This window comes from Faunimonas sp. B44 (assembly GCF_052655945.1).
In genome coordinates this window covers 1-3,694 of record NZ_JBQYEX010000039.1, presented here as the reverse complement: position 1 = coordinate 3,694, position 3,694 = coordinate 1, and the positions used below count along the sequence as shown (strand labels likewise).

At 65.6% G+C, this 3,694-nt stretch carries 2 protein-coding genes and 2 pseudogenes; 3 read left to right on the top strand and 1 reads right to left on the bottom strand.

What is annotated here, in order from left to right:
- The first annotated feature begins 511 nt into the window (after positions 1-511).
- Positions 512-1,570, top strand: coding sequence for a fatty acid desaturase (locus ACUN0C_RS20065; protein ID WP_445468178.1), 1,059 nt, complete (start codon positions 512-514; stop codon positions 1,568-1,570).
- Between the two features lie 89 nt (positions 1,571-1,659).
- Positions 1,660-2,001, top strand: a pseudogene (locus tag ACUN0C_RS20060) (helix-turn-helix domain-containing protein); the annotation flags it as partial.
- A gap of 256 nt (positions 2,002-2,257) precedes the next feature.
- Here ACUN0C_RS20060 and ACUN0C_RS20055 read toward each other — a convergent pair.
- A complete protein-coding gene (locus ACUN0C_RS20055) occupies positions 2,258-3,301 on the bottom strand; it encodes an IS110 family transposase (RefSeq protein ID WP_445468177.1) in 1,044 nt (347 codons plus the stop codon).
- A gap of 71 nt (positions 3,302-3,372) precedes the next feature.
- On the opposite strand from ACUN0C_RS20055, the pseudogene ACUN0C_RS20050 reads away from it, so the two are divergent.
- A pseudogene (locus ACUN0C_RS20050) lies at positions 3,373-3,694 on the top strand (transposase); the annotation flags it as partial.

Genomic DNA, 3,694 nt, shown 5'->3' with positions numbered 1-3,694 from the left:
ATACTGGCACCGAGCCCGCGAACTGATCGAGGACGAAGCCAAGACGGCGTATCCTCCAACGCAATCCAGAGGCCACCGCACATAGCCGACCCGGCGCACGATGACGAAGATGGGATGATTGGCAGGCCCATGGGGCTAAACGGATGACGCCTTTCCGCGCGGTTCTTTCCGCCCCCGCAGCCCGGCCGCGGCCGAAATGTCTCCCGGGCAGGTTGAGATGGGCCTGATCCAGCTCTCGGGAGGCGGGCCGATTGCCGAGACGGCCCACCAGGCCTGGCCCCGGCAGTTCTTGCCGGAGAGACAGGCACACGGTCAGCCGTGATAGTTGAAGTGGGTGGTGCAGGTTGAAGGTCCCGTGCTATGCCGCCACTTGTTACCCGCCCGACGCGAGTGTCCTGTGAGATTGGCGCGTGCGACTGGCGATCGGCGGACCTGGTTGTTATTGCGCAGTTGTTTGGCCGCAGCGCATCGCGCTGGCGGCGTTTCTGCCCAAGGAGGCCCGATTGCTCGTATGACCGATTTTTCACTCAGCACCATCAACGCTGCTGATCCTATCACAAATGCACGGCAGCTCACCCGAGCTCTCCTGCGCTATCGCGAGCCGAGTACAGCTCGCAGTCTCCTTGAGCTTTCGATAACGGTGGTCCCCCTCCTCGCGTTATGGACGCTGATGTGGTTCGGCCTGCAGCTTGGTAGTGTCTGGCTCTATGGACTGACCGTGCTGCCCGCGGCTGGTTTTCTTCTCAGGCTTTTCATGATCCAACATGACTGCGGTCATGGAGCATTCTTCCGTTCGCGCCGCGTCAATGACTGGGTCGGTCGTGTCATCGGTATTCTGACGCTGACGCCGTATGACTACTGGCGCCGCACGCATGCCGCCCATCACGCGGGCGCAGGCAATCTGGATCGCCGCGGTATCGGCGACATCGATACCCTTACGGTCTGCGAGTACCAGGCGCTATCGCGGTGGTCCCGTCTCCGCTACCGCTTTTATCGTCATCCATTGGTCATGTTCGGTCTCGGGCCTTTCTGGCTGTTCTTCATGCAGTACCGGCTGCCGGTCGGGCTGATGCGAGGGGGGTGGCAACCCTGGATCAGCACGATGACAACGAACGGGGCCATCGCCCTCGCTGCCATTCTGCTGATGTGGGCGCTGGGGCTTTCAAGTTTCCTCCTGCTCTACGTTCCGGTGGCTCTGCTGGCGAGTTCGATGGGGGTCTGGCTCTTCTACGTTCAGCACCAGTTCGAGGAGACGCTGTGGAAGCGGCACGCGGATTGGAATGCGCAAGAAGCGGCGCTTCATGGGAGCTCGTACTACGATCTGCCTGTCTGGCTTCGCTGGTTCACCGCGAATATCGGCGTGCACCACGTGCATCACTTGGCAAGCCGAATTCCGTATTACCGCCTGCCCGAGGTGATGCGTGACTTTCCGTCCCTTCAGACCATAAGCCGGCTGACACTGAGGGAGAGCCTGGAAAGCGTTCGACTGGTTCTCTGGGACGAAGACCGGCAGCGCCTGATTTCGTTCGCCGAACTGCCGGCGCCGCCCGAACTTCCCAGCTCAAGCTAGAGCGTCGGCCCAGCTGATTGAATCGTTGGGGATTCCCAGGGAAGGCCGGTTCTGATTCAACCTGTCCGCCGGAGAGGAGGCCGGCGGTCATGGTGAAAGCGCTGTCCCTCGATCTTCGTGTCCGTGTGTTGAAGGCGGTGGCGGAGGGTGCGAGCCACCGCGCCGCGGCGGAGCGGTTCGGCGTCAGCGCCGCGAGCGTCAGCCGGTGGCGGGCGCTGGCGCGGAGCAAGGGCGAGCCGCGCCCCGGCGCGCTCGGCGGCGACCGCCGCTCGGCCCGAATCGAGGCCCAAGGCGCGTTGATCAAGGCGCTGCTGGATTCGACGCCGGACATCACCACGGAGGAGCTGCGCGCGGCGTTGGCCGAGCGCGGCCATGCCTTCGGCTACGGCACGTTGCAGCGGTTCTTCCGCCGTCATGGCCTCACGCGCAAAAACGTATGGCCCGCCCCGTCCGCAAGCGGCTCTTGTGAGATGTCCTGACCAGTCTGCGCCGACGTATCCGGTCTCGGGGCCGTGCCCCGGCCAAGATGGAGTCCGCGCACCCTGATCCTCACAAAAGACACGGCGTCGAGCGCCATCTTTTGCGCCAGGGTCTCAGGGTGCCGGATCAACCGTCAGGCCATCTCACGTTCACCGCCCGCAGACTTCGTCGATCGCCGGGCCGGGCCGCCCGAGCGACCGGTCTCGTTCAGGCCGTCGCCGGCCGACCTTCCTTGGCCGCATAGATCTCGCCCGAGCGGAGCACCGCCCAGGCGGTCCGCGCCAGCTTGCCGGCGAGCGCCACTACGACCTTGTTCTTGTGAGCGCGTCCCAGGAGGGCGCGCAGCCACTCTCCCATTGCGGTCGAACTCGCTGAGAGCGACGGCAGCGCCGCCCGCGCGCCGTGGATCAGGAGCGTACGCAAGTAGGCGTTGCCCCGCTTGGTGATGCCGAGGAGCCGTGGCTTGCCGCCCGTTGTCGCCTGCCGGGGCACGAGGCCGAGCCAGGCCGCGAGGTCCCGCGCCGATCGGAACGTCTCCCCCATGCCGATCGCTGCGACCAGCGCGGTGGCGTTCAACGCGCCGAAGCCCGGAATTGTGGTGAGGCGTCGAGCCACCTGATCGTCCCGTGCTTGAGCCACGAACTCGGCCGTGAGCGCGGCGATGCGGCGGTCCAGCTCAGACCACTCCAGGCGCATGTCCTCGATCAAGAGCCGGGTGCGTGCGCTCAGCGTCAGGGGCCGCGCACCCGCGTCGTCCAGCATCTCGGCCAGCCGCAGCTCGAGCTGCCGGCGGCCCTTCGCAATTACGATGCCGCGCTCGAGGAGCACGGCACGGAGCTGGTTGATCAACGCCGTCCGCTGGCCGACAAGACGAGTCCGAGCCCGGTGCAGGATCTGGGCATCGAGCTCGGCTTCGCTCTTCAGCTCGACAAACCGCATCGTCGGCCTGGTCGCGGCCTCGGCGATCGCCTCGGCATCCCGCTCATCGTTCTTCTGCGCCTTTACGTAGGGCTGCACGTACTCCGGCGACATCAGCCGGACCTCGTGACCCTGGTCGCGCAGCACGCGGCCGAGGTGGTGTGCGCCGCAGCAGGCCTCCATTGCCATCACGCAGGCCGGCAGCTTCGCAGCGAGCCGGACGATGCCATCCCGGTTCAGCCTGCGCCGCAGGATAACCCGACCCATCTCGTCCAAACCCGCGACGCTGCAGCTGTTCTTGCCCAGATCAATTCCGAGCACTGTTATCGTCATCGTCCACTCCTCCCTCCAGAGTCCGCATCAGCCTATCGCCGACGGAAGAGGAGGGGCGGGCCATCCCATAAAAGACCGGCCACGCGACCGAGCAGGACCGGCCGGACGTCCTGAGACGTCGGCAGGCGTGGTTCGACGGCCAGATCGATCTCGATCCCGAGCGGCTGGTGTTCATCGACGAAACCTGGGCCACGACCAACATGGCCCGCACGCACGGACGCTGCCGGCGCGGCGAGCGCCTGCGCATGGGCTTTCCCCACGGCCACTGGAAGACGACGACCTTCGTCGGCGCACTGACCGTGCGCGGCATGATTGCGCCGTTCGTACTGCCCGGCGCCATCAACCGCGACGCCTTCGAGGCCTATGTCGAACAGGTGCTCGTCCCCGAGCTAT